A 16,461-nucleotide genomic window follows, 5' to 3' on the forward strand; every position below is an offset into this window, starting at 1 on the left:
AATTCCTCCGACACCCGCAACAGGCTCCGACATGTGTGACGCCATGGCATCCGTCTCAGGGACTCAGCGGCTCGGCTCGGAAGCGCACGAGCACAGTCTGAGTGTCGTCATCGACCGTGAAGGATGCCTCGCCCATTCCTTCGCGGAACTCCGGGCTGTGCCAGAACTTTTCGTGTCCAGTGCGCCAGTCGGCTATGGTCGTGAATCCCTCGCCCTCTGCGACGGCATGGTCGAGGTCGACATCTGCCAGGCGCACGACTCGGACCTCTATGACCTCTTCGATGCACACCGGCTCGCCCTCGGAGTCGATCACGACTGCGCGGTCGCCGACGGCAGGCAGGGGTTCGCGCTCGAGCTCGTACTCCGTGACCAGTGAGGTAGTTGACGTCTTCTCGCCCGTGAGGATCGCCCCGACGAGTAAGTCACGAAGCGGCCCGGGGAACGCATACTCGGACACGGGCAGGTCAGTTGCGTCTGGCATCCGCTCAGCCTATCGACCGGTCCCGGCCGCGGACTTATGTTTCGGATGTCGGAGGATGTTGCATCCGTCGGAGGAACTTGATCAATTCCTCCGACATCCGTAACAGGCTCCGACGGGTGTCGCAGCCCGACGAGAGTTCCCCCGGGGCGACCACTTGTTCTGCACGATCGGCCCCCTAGCCAAACACCTGTGGAATCCCGTTCGAGGGGGTGGTGATGCGGCACTGTATGGATCATGCTCAGTCCTGCACAGACCATCCGTCGCCTCGGCGGCATTGCCCGCGGCTCCCATCTGCAACGCCTCGGGTTCACCCGCACTCAGCTGGCACGCCTGGTGCAAGAGGAAAAGATTCAACGCGTGCGCGCCGGTGTCTTCGCGACGCACGACCTTGATAGCGGCATCCGCACCGCAGCCGCTCACGGCGGGGCTGTCACCTGTGCCTCGGCGCTGCGCGCGCACGAGATCTGGGTGCTCCCCGACGACGATGGGCCTCATGTCTGGATGGGACCGAAAGGTCGCGTGCACAGCCACGACGCGTGCTCATGCACCAGCCACTTCTACACTGGTATCCCACCGCTGGGGTATGCGCCCGTGGAGATTGCGCTGGTTCATCTGCGACGCTGCGCCGGAGACGAGGCCTTCTTCGCGGCGTACGAGTCTGCCTGGCGCAAGCGGCTCCTGTCGAAGTCTGCTCGTTCCCGCGTGCGGCAGGCGCTGCCAGCATCCGCTCGCTGGCTGGTCGAGATCGCCCGACCGGATGCCGACAGCGGACTGGAATCTCTCCTGCGGCTGAGAACGCACATCCTCGGCATCCACCTCGACTGCCAGGTCGTGATCACCGGCGTCGGGAAGGTCGACTTCGTCCTCGGCGGACGCCTGATCGTCGAAGCCGACGGCAAGGAGAATCATGACAGTGAGACGAAGCGCCATAATGACCGGGCACGGGATGCCGCGGCATCCGCTCTCGGATATGAAACATTGCGCTTCGACTACGCGCAGATTATTCACGACTGGCCGACCGTGCAAGCGGCCATCCTCGGCGCTCTGCGACGGCTCCGCGCTCGGTGACACAGCCGTCGGAGGGTGTTACGTCTGTCGGTGCGATTCCCCCTAAAGCTCCGACATTCGTAACACCCTCCGACAGGTGCAACACCCAGAAGGCAAGCTCAGTTGAGCTCCCCGCCCTCTAGCAGTTCCGTAACCAGCGCGGCGATCGCCGAGCGTTCCGAGCGCATCAGCGTCACGTGCGCGAACAGTTCGTGTCCCTTCAGCGTCTCGATCACCGATGCGATCCCGTCATGCCGGCCGACCCGCAGGTTGTCCCGCTGACCGACGTCGTGGGTGAGTACGACACGGGAGTTCTGCCCCATCCGGCTGAGCACGGTCAACAGCACGTTGCGCTCTAGCGACTGCGCTTCGTCGACGATCACGAAGGCATCGTGCAAGGAACGTCCGCGGATATGCGTTAGCGGCAGAACTTCCAGCAACCCGCGCTCGACCACCTCTTCCATGACGTTGCCCGAGACCACCGAGCCGAGCGTGTCGAAGACCGCCTGACCCCAGGGGCCCATCTTCTCGCCCTGGTCGCCGGGAAGGTATCCGAGCTCCTGCCCGCCGACAGCGAACAGCGGCCGGAAGACGATGATCTTCTTCTGCTGCTGCCGCTCAAGCACGGCTTCCAGTCCCGCGCACAGCGCGAGCGCCGACTTCCCTGTCCCGGCACGCCCGCCCAGCGACACGATCCCGATGTCCGGGTCAGTCAGCAGATCGATCGCGATGCGCTGCTCCGCCGAACGCCCGTGCATCCCGAACAGGTCGCGGTCACCGCGCACGAGTGTGAACTCGCCGTCGCCGGCCATCCGTCCCAATGCTGAGCCGCGCTCGGAGTGAATGATCAGCCCGGTGTTGACCGGAATTCCGCGGGCGTCCTCACTGATTCCGACCTCGCTCTCGTACAGGTCGCTGATCTCATCGCCGGAGAGATTGAGTGTGGCGATGCCCGTCCACCCCGAGTCGACGGCCTGCTCGGCCAGGTACTCCTCAGCTGACAGCCCGAGGGACGCCGCCTTCACACGCATGGGCAGGTCCTTGGAGACGATCGTGACGTCCTGGCCGTTCTGCGAGAGGTGCATCGCAACCGACAGGATGCGGCTGTCGTTGTCACCGAGTCGGATGCCACTGGGCAGCACTTGCCCGTCGGTGTTGTTCAGCTCGACTCTGAGCGTGCCGCCCGCGCCGACCGGTACCGGAAAATCGAGCCGACCGTGCTCGACTCGCAGATCGTCGAGGTGACGCAGCGCCTGCCGCGCGAAGTAGCCGATCTCGGGGTCATGACGTTTGGCCTCCAGCTCGGTGATCACCACGACCGGAAGAACGATCGAGTGCTCGGCGAAGCGGAAGAACGCCTGCGGATCCGACAGCAGAACCGAGGTGTCCAGCACATAGGTGCGGAGGTCCTGGTCGGGCGAAGCCGCCCGATGCGAGACCTGACGGGTGGACTGCTGCGATGTACGTGTGGTCACGACCCACTCCCGACCCGGGATGATTCCCGGCTATGCCACGAGTCGACCTGGGGCCACGAGTCGCGGTCCTGACGGCCGACCCGATCGGACACCATGTCCGATGCCTTGACGGTACGACGAGGACCGCATGTGTCCGGCGGGACACGCCCACACGCAGGATTAACCCTGCATGAACCCCCGCTGAACGCCGCTACGCGCCTGGGATGATCGCCGAGCCGATGGCGTCGTCGAGCATCTGCAGTGAGTTGTTACTCGTGCCAGCGTGTGCCGACACCCGCACGGTGGCTCCGCGAGTGGTGGCGACGACCCCGGCATTGGTGAGAGCTGCGGCGAGCGCTGCCGGTGCCTCCGGCGCGAACGCGACGATCCCCGCACGACGCGCAGGATCACGCGGTGTGACCACCGGAATGCCATGCCGCTCGGCGATCTCGAAGATCCGGTCGACGCGTTCGCGAATCGCGGTCTCGATGTTGACGACGCCGGCATTGTGCACGTCGCGAAGGCCGATCGCCAGACGCGCGACGGAAAGCTGGTCGGGTCTGTTGATCTGGTATGCGGCCGCGGATGCTGCCGGCTGCGGCAGCGCGTCGACAGGAAGCCCGCCCTCCACGCCGCCGACCCCTGACAGCACCGGAGCGATACGTTCCCTCGCCTGCGCCGAGAACGAGGCGAAGCCGGTGCCTCGTGCGGCACGCAGCCACTTGTCGCCGTGTCCGACGACGACATCGGCGACCGAGAAGTCGTCGTCGACGATGCCGAACGACTGCACGGCATTCACGATGAGCAACCGGTGGGGTCCGATCACGTCGCGCAGGGCTGCGAGGTCGGCACGGTAGCCGGTGCGGAAGTCGACGTGACTGACGGCGAGTGCGGTCACATCATCGTCCAGGGCCTCGGCGACGACATCCGGGGTGACGAAGGTCTTATCGGGGGTGATCCAGCGTGCAGCGAGTGCGCCAGAGGATGCTTGGGCTGCCCGCTCGAGCGTTACGGCGATGCTCGGGGACTCCGCCGAGGAGGCGATCACCTCGCCGGAGAATCCGTACAGTGCGTGCATCAGGCCGTGGGTTGCCGAGGGCTGCAGGGTGACACGCTCCTGCTCAACGCCGAGCAGGTCCGCTGCGCTTGCGCGCGCCTGATCGGCACGTTCAGCGATCAGCTTCCGGGAGGAGGGTCTACCACTGCCGAGCAGATCGGCGTCTGCAAAGACCTCCGCGCGGACGGTCGGCGACAGCGGGCCGAAAGCCGCCCAGTCAAGATATCCGGGGTCGCCCTCGAAGGTGGCGAGGTAATCATCGAAAGCACTCACCCTATGAGTGTCCCATGCAAATGCATGGGGCGCAGATCAACGTCCGAAGCGACGATCCCGATCGACATAGTCGCGAATCGCGCGCAAGAAGTCGACCTCGCGCAGATCCGGGCCGAGTGCTTCCACAAAGTAGAACTCGCTGTGCGCACTCTGCCACAGCAGAAAGTCGCTTAAACGCTGCTCGCCACTGGTGCGAATCACCAGATCCGGGTCGGGCTGGCCACCGGTGTACAGGTGCTCGCCGATCATCTCCGGGGTGAGATGTGCGGCCAGGTCTTCTATGGTTCCACCGGATTCGCCGTGCTCGGTGATGATGGAGCGCATCGCATCCACGATCTCATTGCGTCCGCCGTACCCGACGGCAAGGTTCACATGCAGACCGTCATGATCTTTGGTGCGCTCTTCAGCATCGTGCAGCACGCGTGCGAGCTCATTCGGGATGATGTCGCTGCGCCCGACATGCTTGACCCGCCAGCCGCCCTCCTGTGACAGGGCCTCGGCGAGTTCGGCGATGATCTCGATGAGATCCTCGATCTCTTTCGAGTCGCGCTTGATGAGGTTGTCGCTGGAGAGTAGATACAGCGACACAACGCGGACGCCGATCTCATCGCACCAGCCGAGGAACTCGCGCATCTTCGCAGCTCCGGCACGATGACCGTCGGCCGGCGAATCAAAACCCAGCTGCCGAGCCCAGCGCCGGTTGCCGTCGATCATCATTGCGACGTGATGCGGAACGGATGCTGGATCAAGGTGTCGCCGCAGCCGGTTGCCGTACAGCCGGTACAGCAGCCCTCGACCCTCGCTCGTGCGTGCATTCACGTGCCTACGTTATCGCGCCTTGTGCGCTTCAGCTGTGCACCGGGCGGATATGTACACGTAACCGTATGGTGCGCGATCTAGAGTGAACACGTGAGCGCACCCGACACGAACTCCGTACCTGTGCCCCAGCTTCCGCTGCTGGAGGTTGCGGCCGCAGATGCCGCCGTCGAGGTCAAACCGAGTTGGCGGGGCTGGCTGCACGCCGGCACGTTCCCGGTGGCGATCGTAGCCGGGATCGTGCTGATCGTGCTGGCGGAGGGGGCCCCCGCTAAGTGGGCCGCGGCCGTGTTCATGGCCAGTTCGCTGCTGCTGTTCGGGAACTCCGCGCTGTATCACCGCTTCGACTGGGGTCCGAAGACCAAGCTGATCCTCAAGCGCATCGACCACGCGAACATTCTGCTGCTGATCGCGGGCACCTACACACCCTTGGCTGTGAACGCGCTCGTCCCCGAAAAGGGCTCGCTGCTGCTCATCCTGGTCTGGAGCGGAGCGCTGCTGGGCATCCTGTTCCGGGTGTTCTGGATCAACGCACCTCGATGGCTGTACGTCGCGCTGTACCTCGTCTTGGGCTGGGCGGCCGTGATGTACATGGTGGATCTCCTGCAGGCGAATGTGGCCATGATGTTGCTCGTCTGCGTCGGTGGTCTGCTCTACACCGGCGGCGCCGTTGTCTACGCGCTGAAGAAACCGAACCCCTGGCCGGGACACTTCGGGTTCCACGAGATCTTTCACCTCTGCACGGTGCTGGCGTTCCTGTGCCACTGGACCGCCTGCCTCCTCATCTCGATCGCACCGTACTCGCCCTCACTCGGCCTCCCCGGTTGAGATCGATGGCCCGGTTGTCCACCGGCGAAGCAACGGTGCGTAACAGGATGTGATCTGCGGCCATATCCGCGGCTAGGTTCTTTGTGCACCCGGAAGGTGTGCTGAGAACACGCAAGGAGAACACCATGGCTGACGTCGAAAGCTTCGCCCTCGACCACACCGCTGTGCACGCGCCCTATATCCGGCGCATCGCGGTGGAGACAGGTCCGCGAGGCGATGCAATCTCGAACTTCGATGTGCGTTTCGTCCAGCCCAATGCCGGTGAGATCCCGACGGCGGGGCTGCACACGATCGAGCATGTGCTCGCCAGTGTGCTGCGCGATCAGCTGGACGGCGTGATCGACATCTCCCCCTTCGGCTGCCGTACCGGCTTTCACCTGATCACCTGGGGCGAGCCCTCAGTTACTGACGTTGCCCGGGCAGTCCGCACCGGACTCACCGCCATCGCTGATGAGATCACCTGGGACGATGTGCCCGGCGTCGACGCAGTCAGCTGCGGCAACTACCGCGATCACAGCCTGCACAGCGCGCGGGAGTGGTCCAAGCACATCCTTGCTCAGGGCATCAGCCTCGACGCGTTCGCGCGCGTTGGAGTGTGATGTTCGACGAACTACGCAACCGTGTCGTCTTCGTCAGCGGCGCAGGCAGCGGTATCGGAGCCGGAATCGTCGACGCCTTCCTCGCTGAGGGGGCGACCGTCATCGGTGCCGACCTGACACTGCCGGCCGGGGTGCACCAGATCGCTGAGCGAGAGTGGGCGGTCAATCTCGACGTCAGTGACGAGCACGCTGTCGAGGAGGTGCTGGATGCCATCACCGACCGCATCGGCACGATCGACGTCGCCGTCACCGCCGCCGGAACCTCGACGTTGGGCTTTGCCACCGAGACCACGGGCTCAGATTGGGACCGCAACCTCGATGTCAACGCGAAGGGCTCGTTCCTGATCGCTCGAGGCGTATCCCGTCGGCTTCTGGAGCAGGAGCGCACCGGCCGCATCGTCTTCATCGCCTCGCAGGCCGGAAAGAACGGCTACCGGGGAATGACCGCCTACGTGGCCTCGAAGCATGCCGTACTGGGCGTGACCAAAACGATGGCTGTGGAACTGGCGCCGCACGGCATCACCGTCAATGCGATCTGCCCCGGCATCATCGAGACACCGATGAAGCACCGCGAACGCGTCGAGGGAGGAGCCATCCGTGGGATGAGCGCGGAAGAGGTCGCCGCCGAGGATCGCTCTCAGGTGCCATTGGGACGTACCGGCACCGTGCACGATGTCGCCGGTGTCGCGCTATTCCTGGCCAGCGACCTGGCAAGTTACATGACCGGCCAGGGACTCAATGTCACCGGCGGCATGACAATGCACTGACGCCGGTTCAGCGACCGGGATCGCTCGTCGGCTGCTCACCATCGGACGCCGCATCATCGGCACCGGCGTCGGCGGATGCCTCGCCTGCTGCCTGCTCGGCATCCAACTCGTCACGCACCTCTTCGCGGTAGCGCACGCGGCGCACGCGGCGATTCATGTCCCAGATGAGCAGCACGACGGCAATCAGCACGATGACGATCACCGCGAATCCGAGGGGGCCGGGGGTGACCGAGTTGGGATCGACGGTCATCGACGGCGTCGGCATCGGGGTTTCTGCTCCGAACAGCACCATCATGTGTCCACCTCTCGTTCGCAGGTCGCGTACCCTGGAACTACCAGCCTAACGACCGAAAGACCTTCCCTGTGACGACCGCGCTCGAGCTTGACGAACGGTACGGCCGCACGCGCTCTCCGCGTGCGCTGTGGATCATCGGTGCCGTGGTCGCTGTGATCGTCATCATCATCGCCAGCTGGATGACCATCGACCAGTCGATGAACTCTGTCGTGGCTGACGACTTGGGCTTCGAAGTCGTCGACGAGCACAGCGTCCTGCTGCACTTTCAGGTGACCGAGCCGCAGGGCAGAGACGTCGTCTGCGCTGTCGAGGCACTGGATGAAGAGTTCGGTGTTGTCGGCTGGAAAGTGCTGGAAATTCCTGCCGATGGCAGCCACAGTCAGCGTCTGAGCACAGTCATTCCCACTGTTTCGGAAGCGACAACAGGTTTGGTTAACACCTGCTGGGTCGCATAGAATCCCCTGAGACGACCGACGCCCTGGCCAACTGCCGGGGCGTCTTGGCTTATCCCCACCGCCCTGAAGGGCATTCGCACAAAGGAGCACGCTGTGTCCACAGACGCTCAGGTACCTTTCCTCACGCAGGAAGCCTACGATCGACTCGTCGCCGAGCTCGAGCATCTCTCAACGTTCGGCCGTGACGAGATCGCGAAACGCATTGAAGCGGCTCGCGAAGAAGGCGACCTCAAAGAGAACGGCGGCTATCACGCTGCCAAGGATGAGCAGGGCAAGCAGGAGGCCCGCATCCGCACTCTCGAGGCACTACTGAAGACCGCCAAGGTCGGCGAGGTTCCGGAGAGCCGCGGCATCGTGGAACCCGGAACCGTCGTCACTGCTGTCGTCGCAGGGGGCGAAGAGGTCTTCCTTCTCGGCAGCCGCGAGATCGCCGGTGGCACCGAGCTGGACGTATACAGCGAGGCCAGCCCGCTGGGCCAGGCGATCCTCGGCCTCAAGGTCGGCGCGAAGACCAGCTATGAGGCTCCCAGCGGCAAGAACATCTCGGTCCAGGTGACCAAGGTTGAGACTTTCGCCGGTTAGTCCGGAATGACCTCCGGGTCATAACCCGCGTGGCGGAGCGTATCGAGCGTGAGTTCGGTGTGCTCCGCCCCGCGCGTCTCAATGCTCAGCTGCAGGCTCACCTGGCTGATCTGCAGACCCTGCCCGTGTCTGGTGTGCATGACCTCCATGACGTTGGCACCTGCCTGCGAGACGAGCTCAGAGACGCGTGCCAGCTGACCGGGACGATCCGGCAGCGGGATGCGGATGGTCAGGTAACGTCCGGATGCCGCGAGCCCGTGCGATACTACGCGCTGAAGCAGCAGCGGGTCGATGTTTCCGCCGGAGAGCACCACAAGAGTTTTTCCCGTTCCGGAGACCTTCCCGGCGAGGATCGCGGCCACTCCGACCGCTCCGGCGGGTTCTGCCACGACCTTCGCCTGCTCGAGCAGGATGAGGATCGCGCGGGCGATGTCGTCGTCGGTCACTGTGACGACTTCGTCGACGAGGTCCTTGATGACCGCGAAGGGCACATCTCCTGGCTTTGCGACCAGGATGCCATCGGCAATGGTCGGCTGCGTCTGGATCTCGACGGGATGCCCCGCTGCCAGCGACGGCGGCATCGCCGCTGCGTTCTCCGCCTGCACGCCGATGATGCGAACAGTGCGGCCGATTCGTGCCGCTGCGGCCTTGGCTGCGGCGGCAACTCCGGCGATGAGTCCGCCTCCGCCGATTCCGACGAGGATCGTGTCGATATCCGGGGCATCCTCGATCAGTTCGAGACCGAGCGTGCCCTGACCGATCATGATGTCGCGGTGGTCGAAAGGATGAATCATGACGGCGCCGGTGCGCTCGGCGAATTCTGCCGCCAGGCGCAGCGATGTGGCGACCGTCTCCCCCTCGAGCACGACCTCAGCGCCGTATCCGCGGGTAGCGAGGAGCTTCGGTACCGGCACGCCCAGCGGCATGAAGATCGTTGCAGAGATCCCCAGCGCCTGCGCTGCGAGTGCGACGCCCTGCGCGTGGTTTCCCGCGGATGCGGCCACGACACCGCGTGAGCGCTCTTCTGCGGTCAGCTGAGAGAGTCGGTATGCAGCACCACGGATCTTGAACGACCCCGTGCGCTGCAGGTTCTCCATCTTCAGCACGACCGGATCGCCGAGAATGTCCGACAACGCCCTGGAGGGCAGCGTCGGAGTGTGCGAGATTACTCGCTCCAGCCCCCGTGCGGCTTCCTCGAACTCGGCCAGACTGGGGACTGCACTCATGTATTCCTCCGTCGCCGCTCCCGCGGCACTGTACTCCAGATCAGATCGCCCGCAGGCTGTCGTCCAGTCTTCCACGATCCCGTGCTGAGGGTTACCGCGACCACGTTCACGAAGGCTGCCAGCGGCACGGCGAACAGCGCACCGGGGATGCCGGCGATCATCGATCCTCCGGCGACGACGAGCACGACGGCCAACGGATGCACCTTGACGGCGGACCCCATCAGGATCGGCTGCAGAATGTGGCCCTCCACCTGTTGCACGCCGATTACGACGACAAGCATCCAGAAGGCGTTCCACGGGTCGTTGTACACCAGCGCGAGGAAGACGGCCACAGCGCCCGTAGCCACGGCACCGACGATCGGGATGAACGCACCGAGGAACACGAGCACGGCCACAGGAATCGCTAGGGGCACGCCGAGCAGGAAGGCGCCGAGGCCGATGCCGATCGAGTCGATCGTCGCCACCAGCAGTTGAGTCTTGGCGTAGTTGACGACCGTGCGCCAGCCATTGCGCGCGGCCGCATCGACTGCAGGACGCGCGTCCCGCGGGAACAGCTTCGTCGTCCATTTCCAGATCCCGCCGCCGTCGGCGAGCAAGCAGATGAGGACGAAGGCGGTGAGCAGAGTGCCGACGAGCACGTGCCCGGCGGTGGAACCGATGGCGAGCGCACCGGACCAGAGCAGCTGCGCTTGCTCCTGAATCAGCGTCCATGCCTGACCCAGGTACTCGGCGATATCGGATTCGGTCAGATGCAGCGGACCGTTGATGAGGTATTGGCGGAACTCCTCGATGGCCTCAGCGGTACGCGCCTGAACCTCAGGCCACTCGCGCCCCACCTGCCACCCGACCAGCCACATGAGCCCCACCACGATCGCGAGCGTGCCGAGCAGCGCGATGACGATCGCGAGCCAGCGCGGGAAGTGCCTGCGCAGCATCAGGTCGAACGCGGGCCACAGCAGCGCTGTGATGAGGATGCCCACCAGCAACGGGATCACGAGGAGTTTGAGCTGGATGATGACCCAGATGAAAACACCGGCGGCGGCGGCGATCAGCAACAGGCGCCACGCGTATCCGGCGGCGACCCGTAGCGACAGCGGCACCGGCTGGTCTGCTTCCGTGCTGATCGTGCGCTCCGTGGGCATACGGCCCCACAGCAGATCGCGCTTGCGTGGGCGGTGCTCATCCGTCATGTCGTCATTCTAGTTGTGCGCCTGTGCGGTTTCTGCGTGCATGTCCGAGCCGGACGATACGCTGACCAGATGGTCGAGACCCTCACTGCGACACAGGCTCGCCGGATTGCGCTTGCCGCCCAGGGCTTCACCCGGCGGCGTCCATCCGCCGAAGTCTCTGCCCGTCATCTGCACACCGCGATGAAACGCCTCGGAGTGCTGCAGATCGATTCGGTGAACGTCTTTGCGCGCAGCCACTACCTGCCGCTGTTCTCGCGGCTGGGCGCTTATGACCCGGCGTTGCTCGATCGGGTCTTCCTGTCGCGCACCACGCACTACGTGGAATATCTCGCGCATGAGGCGACGTTTGTGCCTGTCGAGGACTGGCCGCTCTGGCAGTTCCGAATGGATGACTTTCGTCGGCGGTGGGAGACCGACCCCGATTCCTGGCTGAATCAGAACGCCCGCACGATCGCCTGGGTGAAAGACGAGTTGCGTACGCGCGGCCCCCTGCGCCCGGCCGAGCTTCGAGCGGATGCGCCGCGAGAGCGCGGCGCCTGGTGGGATTGGGACGAGGTCAAGAACGCTCTGGAACATCTGTGGCGCATCGGCGATGTCGCCGTCAGCGGACGACAGGGTTTCGAGCGTCGGTATGCGCTGGCGGAGCAGGAGATCCCGGCTGAGGTGCGTGAGCGCACTGTTTCCCGTGATGAGGCGATTCGCGAGTTGGTCCGCCGCGCTGCCCGCTCTTCCGGCGTCGCCACCGAAGCCGACTTCGGCGATTATTATCGCATCCGTGACCGCCCGGCCGTGCGCCAGGCGATCGACGAACTCGTCAGCAGCGCCGAGCTCATCCCCGTGCAGGTACGCGGTTGGGAGCGCGGCGGCTCCCCCGTGCCGACCTGGATGCATCAAGACGCTGTGCTTCCCCGTCGCGTGGATGCCGCGGCAATTCTCTCGCCGTTCGACCCGGTGGTCTGGTTCCGCGAGCGCGCGCTGCGCGCATTCGACCTGGACTATCGGATCGAGATCTATGTGCCTGCGCACAAGCGGCGCTTCGGCTACTACTCGTTGCCGGTCCTGGTCGGTGATCGCATCGTCGCGCGGGTCGATCTCAAAGCCGATCGGGCGACATCCACCCTGCAGGTGCAGTCCGCCTGGTGGGAGCCGCAGGCGCGGCCCGACGACGCCGACCCCATCGCTCGGGAACTGGCGTTGGCGGCGCGGTGGCAGGGCCTCGACAACGTGTCTGTATCGGGTTGGGGCAACGCCGCCGAGACTCTGGCCGGGGCGCTCCACGTCGAGCGTGGCCATGTCCAGCGCCACGTGCATGCGCGGGAATCCGCATGAGGTCTCGCACGGTCTGGATTGTCGTAATAGCGGCCGCTGTCGTCGTGGCGGCTGGTCTGAGCTGGTTCTTCCTCGCTCGTGGTTCGAGTGCCGAAGATCACGCCGAGGCGTACTTCCAAGCCCTCGCAGACGGCGATCTTCCGGCCGTACGAACGGCCGGTGTCATCGTCGATGAGCAGGCGGCAGCAGCCTTCCTCGCGGCCGCCGAGCATCTGAGTGACGTATCGGTGTCACCACTGTCCGAAGAGACCTCCTCCGCAACCGTGGCGGTCTCCTACCGCCTGGCAGCCCAGGAGTACGACACCGAGCTGACACTGCTTCGCGATGGCGAGCGCTGGGTTCCGGAGCCCGCCTCGGCGCTGGGCGCTGTCACCACCAACGCGCCGCTCGCGATCGGCGATGCCGTGCTCCAGCACGACACCGAGATCACGCTGCTGCCGGCGGCGTACACCGCGGTCGCGGCGCCAAGCGCCTTCCTCGCGGGCGAAACGACGTTCGCTGTCCTTCCCGGAAGCTCCGAAGACATCGAGATCGACGCAACGCTTCGCCCCGAAGCATCCGTTCTCGCCCAGGAAGAGCTCGACGACTATGCGGCGTCCTGCACCGTCAGCAGCACGGTGCTGCCGGCGTCCTGCGGCATTGTCATCCCCTGGGCTGCCGATTTCACGTCAGTCAGCGAGTTCAGCTACCGCGTCGAGAAGTTGCCGCAGATCACGATCTCGCGCACCGATTTTCGTGCCGAAGGCGGCGAGCTGATCGCCACGGTCACCGGCACGGCACCAGACGGCTCGAACGCGACGCGTACCTACCGGACAACCACCTGGTCATTGCGAGGGGACGTGTCGTTCACCGCGGATGACATTGCGCTCTCGGTATGGTGAGCCCTTTGCGTGTCAGAACTGCACGCGGGGAGGCTCCGCGATCGCAGCACTATCGGCAACTTCGAAGAATTCGCGCTCGGTGAAGCCGAGGCCACGAGCGAACAGGTTGTTCGGGAAGACTTTGATCTTGGTGTTCAGCTCGCGCACACCGCCGTTGTAAAAGCGGCGGGCGGCCTGCACCTTGTCCTCGGTGTCCACGAGCGCGTGCTGCACCTGGAGGAAGTTCTGACTCGCCTGCAGCTGCGGATATGCCTCGGCGACGGCGAACAGGCTCTTCAGCGCCTGCTGCAGGTGACCTTCGGCGATGCCTGCTTCACCGGGCCCCGTAGCGGAAAGTGTTTCCGCACGAGCGCGCGTGACGTTCTCGAAGACCGCCTTCTCATGTGAGGCATAGCCCTTGACCGTCTCGATGAGATTCGGGATCAGATCTGCGCGGCGTTTCAGCTGCACGGTGATGCCGCTCCACGCTTCGTCGACGCGCACATTCAGCTGAACGAGAGAGTTGTACGTCGCCCAGAGGTAGATGCCGACCAGCACCACTACCGCAACGACGATCAGAACCGGAATGAGCCATTCCATGGCGCTTTACCCCCTAGAGCCGAATTTCTTTTCATACTATCTACGCTGTCTGCGTGAGAACTGGATGCTCCGTCAGGCACCGAGCACGCGATCCAGATAGCTGTTCGCGAACCGGCGCTCCGGGTCCCAGCGGTCGCGAAGGGCGACGAAATCGTCAAAACGCGGATACTTCTCGCGCAGTTGTTCGGCGTCGAGCGTGTGCAGCTTGCCCCAGTGCGGACGACCGCCGTATTCCAGACAGATCTTCTCAATCGCGGAGAAATACTCAGTCGGGTCCGTCCGCCAGTAGCGATGGACTGCGAGATAAGCACTGGCCCGGTCGTAGGCCGTGGACAGCCAGCGGTCATCAGCCGCGGCGAATCGCACTTCGATCGGGAACTCGATCTTCCATCCGCGCTGAGTGATCAACTGCTGAACCGCGCGAAAGGCCGGAACGATGTTCTCCGCTGGCAGCGCGTACTCCATCTCGCGAAAACGTACGGTGCGGCGCTGCGTCAGCACCGTATGCGAGTGATCGGTGTAGTCGCGATCGCCGGTGAGTTTTACCGCCAGCCTGCTGATCGGCGGCGTTATCGCCGGGATCAGACCTCCGGCGGCGCACGTCACGCGATACACGCCGTTGGACAGCAGCGTCTCATCGACCCAGCGTCCGATCCGGGGCAGCGGATGCCGTCGTGCTGACTCCGGCAGTCTCGTCTGTCGTTTAGTCAGGGCGACATCGGTATGCGGGAACCAGTAGAACTCGAAATGATCGGATGCTGTCACCCACTCATCCAGCGACGCGAGAACATCCTCGAGCGGTAGCGGCTCATCGATTGCATGCATGAGGAATGCCGGCACGCACTGCAGCGTCACATCGACGAGAATTCCCAGAGCGCCGAGGCCGAGAGCAACCGCCGGCAGCATCTCAGCGTGCTCGGACTCACGGACGCGCAGGAACTCGCCCTCCGCCGTGATCAGCGTCGCCGCGACGACCTGACCTGCCAGACCACGAAACCCTGCTCCGGTGCCGTGCGTGCCGGTGGATATCGCTCCTGCAATGGATTGACGATCGATATCGCCCAGGTTCTCCATCGCGAGCCCGTGCGCCGCGAGCAACCGGGGAATGCGGTGAAGTCGGGTGCCGGCCAGCAGCGTCACGCGCGAGCGCGTCGCATCGACGGAAACCAGCCCCTGCAGATCATCAAGCTCGAGCAGCACGCCTGGCGCAACGGCGATACCGGTGAAACTGTGGCCGGCACCAACAGCCTTGATCGGCAGATTCTGGGCGATGGCGGCCTGGACGGCGCGCTGCACTCCCTCGGGTGTGCGCGGTCGCTCGACCCGCGCCGGACGAATCTGTGCGCAACGCCCCCAGTTCTGCCAGACGCCACCAGGACGAGTCACAAAAAGGCCTTCCCCTCGCCGCGATAGGTGGGAAGCTCCTCGATCACGTCGCTGCCCGAGACGACGTGATACGCGTTCACGCGCTCAGCAGGCTCCCCGCTCTTGGCGTGCCGGAACCAGACGCGATCCCCGATCCGCAGGGTTCGCGCATTGTCGCCCTGCAGTGGAGTCTGCACTTCCCCTGCCGCTTCTCTGGACAGCATCCGCAAGCCCTCCGGCCACACCGCTCGGGGTTGCCGTGATGCGACCGCCGGGCCCGAGGCGATCCAGCCGCCCCCGAGTACCGTGGCGATATCGGGGGTGGGACGGCGCACGACATCGAAGGCGAAGGCGCTGGCCGGTGCCGGGCGGAACGAACGGTAGCCGTCGAACAGGTGCCCGCCCAGCAGACCGCTGCCGGCTGAGGCCTCGGTGACGGACTCATCACTTCCGGTGAATTCCAGCGAGCCGGTTCCTCCGCCGTTGAGGAACTCCAGCGGTGCGAGATCGGTGAGGGCATCCGCAATCTCTGCACGACGGATGCGCAGCTCACGACTCGAGCGCGACTGCATCATGCGGATGATCGGGGCGTCAGAGCCGTTGTCTCCCTGACCAGCGATCTGCGCCTCGTACATCTGCAGGCCGACGAGCCGGAATCCGGGACGGCCGAGGATCGTGCGGGCAAAAGCGGTGACCTCGGCTGCGGTGAACAGAGGGGAACGACGGACACCGATGTGCCCGAGTGCGGCTGAACGCCACGATGCGTCGGCATCGATGGCCACCCGGATCGTCTCGCGCTGAGATGGCGCTGCAATGCTGTCGATGAGGTCGAGGTGCGCTACGTCATCAACCATGAGCGTGATGCGCGATGCTGCCTGTTCGTCGTGCACCAGCCGCGACAGCCCTGCACGATCGACCGTCGGATAGCCGAGCACGATGTCATCGTAGGTTTCGGAGAGCCAGAGCGCCTCGGCGAGCGAGAACGACAGGATGCCCCGGTATCCGGGCAGCCTCAGCACTGCGTCGAGCACGCCGCGCACCCGCACGGATTTCGATGCGACACGAATCGGGATGCCCCCGGAGCGCACCAGCAGGTCCATCGCATTGTGGCGCAGAGCATCGAGGTCGATGACGGCGACAGGCGCAGCGAGGTGGGCGGTGGCATCCGAGAGCCTCGGCCACCAGCGGGCAGGATGCTCCCAAGCACGGTGGTCTGCGGACATCGGTGTCGCGGTGA

At 64.8% G+C, this 16,461-nt stretch carries 18 protein-coding genes; 8 read left to right on the forward strand and 10 right to left on the reverse strand.

Annotated features, from left to right (window positions below):
• Nucleotides 1-55 precede the first annotated feature (55 nt).
• The gene (locus tag ACSU1L_RS05570) at nt 56-481 is read right to left on the reverse strand and encodes an ASCH domain-containing protein (protein ID WP_439254977.1); all 426 of its coding nucleotides are present in this window, start codon (nt 479-481) and stop codon (nt 56-58) included.
• A 234-nt stretch (nt 482-715) separates the two neighbouring features.
• Here ACSU1L_RS05570 and ACSU1L_RS05575 point away from each other — a divergent pair, with 234 nt between their 5' ends.
• Nucleotides 716-1,549 (forward strand): DUF559 domain-containing protein, encoded by an 834-nt coding sequence (locus ACSU1L_RS05575; RefSeq protein ID WP_439254978.1) that lies wholly within the window; start codon nt 716-718, stop codon nt 1,547-1,549.
• A 98-nt stretch (nt 1,550-1,647) separates the two neighbouring features.
• Here ACSU1L_RS05575 and ACSU1L_RS05580 read toward each other — a convergent pair whose 3' ends face one another.
• The 3 genes from ACSU1L_RS05580 to ACSU1L_RS05590 all read right to left on the reverse strand — a co-directional run bounded on the left by ACSU1L_RS05580 (nt 1,648) and on the right by ACSU1L_RS05590 (nt 5,131).
• On the reverse strand, nt 1,648-3,003 hold the full coding sequence (locus ACSU1L_RS05580; RefSeq protein ID WP_439254979.1) for a PhoH family protein: 1,356 nt from the start codon (nt 3,001-3,003) through the stop codon (nt 1,648-1,650).
• Nucleotides 3,004-3,193: 190 nt separating this feature from the next.
• Nucleotides 3,194-4,312, reverse strand: coding sequence for an aminotransferase class V-fold PLP-dependent enzyme (locus ACSU1L_RS05585; RefSeq protein ID WP_439254980.1), 1,119 nt, complete (start codon nt 4,310-4,312; stop codon nt 3,194-3,196).
• Nucleotides 4,313-4,348: 36 nt separating this feature from the next.
• The gene (locus ACSU1L_RS05590; protein WP_438253354.1) at nt 4,349-5,131 is read right to left on the reverse strand and encodes an isoprenyl transferase; all 783 of its coding nucleotides are present in this window, start codon (nt 5,129-5,131) and stop codon (nt 4,349-4,351) included.
• A gap of 120 nt (nt 5,132-5,251) precedes the next feature.
• On the opposite strand from ACSU1L_RS05590, the gene trhA reads away from it, so the two are divergent.
• The 3 genes from trhA to ACSU1L_RS05605 all read left to right on the forward strand — a co-directional run bounded on the left by trhA (nt 5,252) and on the right by ACSU1L_RS05605 (nt 7,322).
• Nucleotides 5,252-5,956 carry a PAQR family membrane homeostasis protein TrhA gene (gene trhA / locus ACSU1L_RS05595; protein WP_438253696.1) on the forward strand — a complete coding sequence of 235 codons (705 nt, stop codon included), beginning with the start codon at nt 5,252-5,254 and terminating at the stop codon, nt 5,954-5,956.
• Between the two features lie 125 nt (nt 5,957-6,081).
• Nucleotides 6,082-6,555: an S-ribosylhomocysteine lyase gene (locus ACSU1L_RS05600; RefSeq protein WP_439254981.1), complete on the forward strand. Its 474-nt coding sequence runs from the start codon at nt 6,082-6,084 to the stop codon at nt 6,553-6,555.
• Entirely contained in the window at nt 6,555-7,322 is a 768-nt protein-coding gene (locus tag ACSU1L_RS05605; RefSeq protein ID WP_439254982.1) for an SDR family NAD(P)-dependent oxidoreductase, read from the forward strand. Before ACSU1L_RS05600 ends, ACSU1L_RS05605 begins: the two co-directional genes overlap by 1 nt.
• Nucleotides 7,323-7,329: 7 nt before the next feature.
• Here ACSU1L_RS05605 and ACSU1L_RS05610 read toward each other — a convergent pair whose 3' ends face one another.
• Complete coding sequence (locus ACSU1L_RS05610) at nt 7,330-7,617, reverse strand: hypothetical protein (RefSeq protein WP_439254983.1); 288 nt, start codon at nt 7,615-7,617, stop codon at nt 7,330-7,332.
• A 68-nt stretch (nt 7,618-7,685) separates the two neighbouring features.
• On the opposite strand from ACSU1L_RS05610, the gene ACSU1L_RS05615 reads away from it, so the two are divergent.
• Together ACSU1L_RS05615 and greA are read left to right on the forward strand one after the other, a co-directional pair.
• Nucleotides 7,686-8,072, forward strand: coding sequence for a DUF4307 domain-containing protein (locus ACSU1L_RS05615; protein WP_439254984.1), 387 nt, complete (start codon nt 7,686-7,688; stop codon nt 8,070-8,072).
• A gap of 93 nt (nt 8,073-8,165) precedes the next feature.
• Nucleotides 8,166-8,654 carry a transcription elongation factor GreA gene (greA, locus tag ACSU1L_RS05620; protein ID WP_438253349.1) on the forward strand — a complete coding sequence of 163 codons (489 nt, stop codon included), beginning with the start codon at nt 8,166-8,168 and terminating at the stop codon, nt 8,652-8,654.
• Here the strand turns inward: greA and ilvA are convergent.
• Nucleotides 8,651-9,880 (reverse strand): threonine ammonia-lyase, encoded by a 1,230-nt coding sequence (ilvA, locus tag ACSU1L_RS05625; RefSeq protein WP_438253348.1) that lies wholly within the window; start codon nt 9,878-9,880, stop codon nt 8,651-8,653. The two genes, greA and ilvA, sit on opposite strands and share 4 nt — an antisense overlap.
• Entirely contained in the window at nt 9,877-11,070 is a 1,194-nt protein-coding gene (locus ACSU1L_RS05630) for an AI-2E family transporter (protein ID WP_439254985.1), read from the reverse strand. Before ACSU1L_RS05630 ends, ilvA begins: the two co-directional genes overlap by 4 nt.
• 69 nt (nt 11,071-11,139) lie before the next feature.
• Here ACSU1L_RS05630 and ACSU1L_RS05635 point away from each other — a divergent pair, with 69 nt between their 5' ends.
• Nucleotides 11,140-12,399, forward strand: a complete 1,260-nt coding sequence (locus ACSU1L_RS05635) for a winged helix-turn-helix domain-containing protein (RefSeq protein WP_439254986.1) — start codon at nt 11,140-11,142, stop codon at nt 12,397-12,399.
• Nucleotides 12,396-13,280: a hypothetical protein gene (locus tag ACSU1L_RS05640; protein WP_439254987.1), complete on the forward strand. Its 885-nt coding sequence runs from the start codon at nt 12,396-12,398 to the stop codon at nt 13,278-13,280. Before ACSU1L_RS05635 ends, ACSU1L_RS05640 begins: the two co-directional genes overlap by 4 nt.
• A 12-nt stretch (nt 13,281-13,292) precedes the next feature.
• Here the strand turns inward: ACSU1L_RS05640 and ACSU1L_RS05645 are convergent, their stop codons facing one another.
• The 3 genes from ACSU1L_RS05645 to ACSU1L_RS05655 form a co-directional block, all read right to left on the reverse strand.
• A complete protein-coding gene (locus ACSU1L_RS05645; RefSeq protein WP_438253344.1) occupies nt 13,293-13,859 on the reverse strand; it encodes a LemA family protein in 567 nt (188 codons plus the stop codon).
• A gap of 72 nt (nt 13,860-13,931) precedes the next feature.
• On the reverse strand, nt 13,932-15,245 hold the full coding sequence (locus ACSU1L_RS05650; RefSeq protein WP_439254988.1) for a D-arabinono-1,4-lactone oxidase: 1,314 nt from the start codon (nt 15,243-15,245) through the stop codon (nt 13,932-13,934).
• Nucleotides 15,242-16,447 carry an alanine racemase gene (locus ACSU1L_RS05655; RefSeq protein ID WP_439255047.1) on the reverse strand — a complete coding sequence of 402 codons (1,206 nt, stop codon included), beginning with the start codon at nt 16,445-16,447 and terminating at the stop codon, nt 15,242-15,244. The genes ACSU1L_RS05650 and ACSU1L_RS05655 overlap by 4 nt, the downstream gene beginning before the upstream one ends.
• Between the last annotated feature and the right edge of the window lie 14 nt (nt 16,448-16,461).

The sequence above is a fragment of the Microbacterium sp. A94 genome (genome assembly GCF_051842855.1).
Classification (GTDB): domain Bacteria; phylum Actinomycetota; class Actinomycetes; order Actinomycetales; family Microbacteriaceae; genus Microbacterium.

Excerpts from the sequence above, each read along its gene's own strand:
- ACSU1L_RS05570 (WP_439254977.1), bottom strand. The coding sequence starts at position 481 with ATGCCAGACGCAACTGACCTGCCCGTGTCCGAGTATGCGTTCCCCGGG.
- ACSU1L_RS05575 (WP_439254978.1), top strand. The coding sequence starts at position 716 with ATGCTCAGTCCTGCACAGACCATCCGTCGCCTCGGCGGCATTGCCCGC.
- ACSU1L_RS05600 (WP_439254981.1), top strand. The coding sequence starts at position 6,082 with ATGGCTGACGTCGAAAGCTTCGCCCTCGACCACACCGCTGTGCACGCG.
- ACSU1L_RS05605 (WP_439254982.1), top strand. The coding sequence starts at position 6,555 with ATGTTCGACGAACTACGCAACCGTGTCGTCTTCGTCAGCGGCGCAGGC.
- ACSU1L_RS05610 (WP_439254983.1), bottom strand. The coding sequence starts at position 7,617 with ATGATGGTGCTGTTCGGAGCAGAAACCCCGATGCCGACGCCGTCGATG.
- ilvA (WP_438253348.1), bottom strand. The coding sequence starts at position 9,880 with ATGAGTGCAGTCCCCAGTCTGGCCGAGTTCGAGGAAGCCGCACGGGGG.
- ACSU1L_RS05630 (WP_439254985.1), bottom strand. The coding sequence starts at position 11,070 with ATGACGGATGAGCACCGCCCACGCAAGCGCGATCTGCTGTGGGGCCGT.
- ACSU1L_RS05635 (WP_439254986.1), top strand. The coding sequence starts at position 11,140 with ATGGTCGAGACCCTCACTGCGACACAGGCTCGCCGGATTGCGCTTGCC.
- ACSU1L_RS05640 (WP_439254987.1), top strand. The coding sequence starts at position 12,396 with ATGAGGTCTCGCACGGTCTGGATTGTCGTAATAGCGGCCGCTGTCGTC.
- ACSU1L_RS05645 (WP_438253344.1), bottom strand. The coding sequence starts at position 13,859 with ATGGAATGGCTCATTCCGGTTCTGATCGTCGTTGCGGTAGTGGTGCTG.
- ACSU1L_RS05655 (WP_439255047.1), bottom strand. The coding sequence starts at position 16,447 with ATGTCCGCAGACCACCGTGCTTGGGAGCATCCTGCCCGCTGGTGGCCG.